Origin of the sequence: Nitrincola schmidtii, from assembly GCF_008973715.1 — a bacterium.
GTDB classification, from domain to species: Bacteria; Pseudomonadota; Gammaproteobacteria; order Pseudomonadales; family Balneatricaceae; genus Nitrincola; species Nitrincola schmidtii.
This window is the reverse complement of the sequence record NZ_WBOL01000027.1, coordinates 1-3309: the sequence shown is the minus strand read 5'-3', so window position 1 is coordinate 3309 and position 3309 is coordinate 1. Positions and strand designations below refer to the sequence as shown.

The following is a 3309-nucleotide window of genomic DNA, read 5'->3' as shown; positions in this document are numbered from 1 at the left end:
TGTAAACGCTGCTCTAAAACCGCGTATATTTGCCGAATATCTTCCTCGTTAGTTTTTTCCTAATTTCACTTAATGTGTTCGACGGATTCAGTTTTGATGAGTGAATGGGTATTTGTTGGAGAATAGTTCGAGCGATCAATGGCTTTTCGGGTTATAACGAAAGGGTCGTTGAGAACAGGTATGACGCCAGAATTGATTAGCCGTCGAAGATGACGCCATACCCCTCAAAATCGTGCCAGCGCACGACCCATTGATTGTTGCATACATTGGGATTAAATCCAGCCCTCATCGACCTTTATTTCGATGCAAACCTCAAGTCGTCTCTATCATTGCTTGCTCTGCCATGCACAAGTCATTATTTGCTCTCACTGTGATCGTGGACATCGTTACTGTACGGGTGGCTGTGCCTCAACAGCACGTCAAACGTCATTGGTCCGAGCATCCAAAAAATATCAAGGTAGTCGCATAGGCCGCTTTAATAATGCAGCTCGCCAACAGCGCTTTTGGCATCATCAAAAGCAAAAAGTAACGCATCAGTCTATTCAGCTTACCTCGCCGAATGTTGTACTCAAGACCACACAAACGCGTCGTAAAACGGTGTTTCCAGAACCAACACAAGACCCAATGATGGTCTGCCACCACTGTGGTGACGTCTGCAACCCTTTTTTACGACATCATTTTTTACGCGGCAGGGCCTTTCGAGATCGTCTGAGGTATTAACCCTCTCAGATGTCCTTTATGCAACCTGATGTCGCTTGAATAAGGTTGAATAGATGACGATCGATAAAGAGATCGAAGCACGCATACTGCGTTATCACTTTGTAGAAAAATGGCGTACCGGTACCATTGCAACCCAATTAGGCATTCATCACACGGTGGTTGACCGCGTCTTGTCTCAAGCAGGATTGCCAAAAGTCGAGCGCACGATGCGTGATTCGATCTTCACACCCTATATACCGTTCATACTCGCCACTCTAGAACAATATCCGACGCTGACGGCTGCTCGTCTTTATGACATGGCAAAGCAGCGGGGCTACTTAGGATGTTCGAGCCACTTCCGTCATCGAATCAGTGAGCTGAGACCACGTAAACAACCCGAAGCCTATCTTCGCTTAAAAACCTTACCCGGAGAGCAAGCCCAGGTCGACTGGGGACACTTCGGCCATATCCAGATAGGTCAAGCAAAACGGACATTAATGGCCTATGTGATGGTGCTGAGTTGGTCACGACAAATTTTTTTACGCTTTTATCTGAACCAGCAAACAGCCAGTTTTTTACGTGGGCAAGTCGCGGCGTTTGAAGCCTTTAACGGTGTCCCTAAGGTGTGCTTATTTGACAACATGAAGACAGCGGTACTGGAACGTCAAGGCAGTGCGATTCGCTTCCATCCTGAACTACTGGCGTTATCCAGCCATTATCACTTCGAACCACGGGCCGCTGCACCCGCTAGGGGCAATGAAAAGGGTCGGGTTGAACGTGCGATTCGCTATATCCGCGACAACTTCTTTGCTGGTCGCCATTACACATCCTTAGAGGATCTGAATGAACAGGCATACGCCTGGTGTATGGGCAGCAGCGCGGATCGTCGTTGCCCTGAAGATCCACAACTCACGGTGAGAGAGGCCTTCGCGCAAGAGCAAGCATTCTTATTACCACTCCCCGACAACCCCTTTGACACACGTGAGCAAGTGGTTGCACGAGTGCAAAAGACGCCTTACGTGAGGTTCGATGGTAATCAATACTCCGTACCGCATCAGCACGTGCAAACGGCTGTGACGGTCAGTGCTTGTTTGAATGAGGTGCGTATTCTGAGTCAATCCGAGGTGATCGCGACGCATCCGCGTAGCTTTAGCCAAGGTGAGCAGATAGAAAACGAAATCCATATCAACGCACTCTGGCTGGCCAAAACCAATGCACAACAGCATCGTGGTCAGGATCGATTATGCCGTCTCTCGTGTCATGTGCAGCCTCTCTTGCAGCAGATCATCGCCCGAGGTCATCCGATTAAAGGTGCCGTGAATCGATTGAATCAATTACTGGATGACTATGGCGCACTCGCCCTGCATGAGGCAATGGGTGAAGCCATCGAACGTCAAGCACCGACAGTAGAGGGTGTAGAACAAATCCTAACGTGCCGTCGAGAAAGTCGCCAACAGCCACCCCCTATTGCGGTACACGTCCCGGATAAAGTGAAGCACTACCAGGTTAAACCGACCAATCTCAGCGTTTATGACAGCTTAGGATACTCGCAGGATGACAATCATGAATGATCAAGACACGTTAAAATCACAGGCTAGTGATCTCAATCTGCATGGCTTACTCAGCCACTGGGATAAACTCACATCCGAACAAATACCCTGGTTAACTCAGTTCCTACAATGGGAATTAACGGAGCGTAAACAACGTTCTTTAGAGCGTCGCTTAAGTAGCGCCAAGCTCGGTCGCTTTAAATTGATCAACGAGTTCGATTGGAGTTGGCCGACCAAAATAGATTCACAGGCCATCCATCGGATCATGCAGCTGGACTTCATGAAGGATGCAAGCAACATTATTTTTATGGGGAGTAACGGTGTGGGCAAATCCACGCTCGCACAGAACATAGGGTATCAAGCGGTGATGCAAGGACATACCGTTTTATTGACCACGGCGGCGTCGATGCTCAATGATTTAGCTGCACAAGATGGTGACAATGCACTGAGACGACGCCTCACTCATTACAGTAAACCTAACCTGCTGATTATTGATGAGGTGGGTTATCTATCCTATAGCAATCGGCATGCAGATTTACTGTTTGAAATCATCAATCGTCGTTATGAAAAATATCCGACGATCATCACGACTAACCGTCCGTTTAGTGAATGGAATGAGGTGTTCCCCAATGCTGCCTGTGTTGTATCGCTGATTGATCGCTTAGTTCATCACAGTGAAGTGGTGGCGATTGAAGGCAGTTCATATCGCATGAAGGAAGCAAAAGAAAAAGCAGCGACGAGAGGCAAGACCAGAAAGGGAGCAAGTCAATGAGAACGCTCAAAATCACCACATTCTGGACACCGGATGAGGCGGCTCGTATTTATGAAATGATGGATCTAGTTCAAACCGCGATCTGGGATGCCTATGGTAATGATATTACGGAGTTCTATCTTGAGATCGCCAAGACTCAAGCGGAGCATGAATCGTCCTTAAATGATGACGGGGACTTCTAAGTACTGAGTGACGCAGAAAACAACCAGAGTAGCGTAACCTCTAATACCAGTTATTTGCTGCAAAAAAACTGCGGCATATAACTGCGGTTTTTAACCAGCGTTAACA

4 protein-coding genes are annotated in these 3309 nt (G+C 47.7%); all 4 read left to right on the top strand.

Annotated features, from left to right (window positions below):
* Positions 1 to 303: 303 nt before the first annotated feature.
* Genes F7R24_RS14515 through F7R24_RS14500 form a run of 4 tightly spaced genes read left to right on the top strand, consistent with a single transcriptional unit; the run spans position 304 to position 3203 of the window.
* Positions 304 to 720 carry a hypothetical protein gene (locus F7R24_RS14515; protein ID WP_151671983.1) on the top strand — a complete coding sequence of 139 codons (417 nt, stop codon included), beginning with the start codon at positions 304 to 306 and terminating at the stop codon, positions 718 to 720.
* A gap of 53 nt (positions 721 to 773) precedes the next feature.
* A complete protein-coding gene (gene istA, locus F7R24_RS14510; RefSeq protein ID WP_151671982.1) occupies positions 774 to 2270 on the top strand; it encodes an IS21 family transposase in 1497 nt (498 codons plus the stop codon).
* Complete coding sequence (gene istB / locus F7R24_RS14505) at positions 2263 to 3021, top strand: IS21-like element helper ATPase IstB (protein WP_151671981.1); 759 nt, start codon at positions 2263 to 2265, stop codon at positions 3019 to 3021. The genes istA and istB overlap by 8 nt, the downstream gene beginning before the upstream one ends.
* Positions 3018 to 3203 carry a hypothetical protein gene (locus F7R24_RS14500; protein ID WP_151671980.1) on the top strand — a complete coding sequence of 62 codons (186 nt, stop codon included), beginning with the start codon at positions 3018 to 3020 and terminating at the stop codon, positions 3201 to 3203. Before istB ends, F7R24_RS14500 begins: the two co-directional genes overlap by 4 nt.
* The last annotated feature ends 106 nt before the right edge of the window (positions 3204 to 3309 follow it).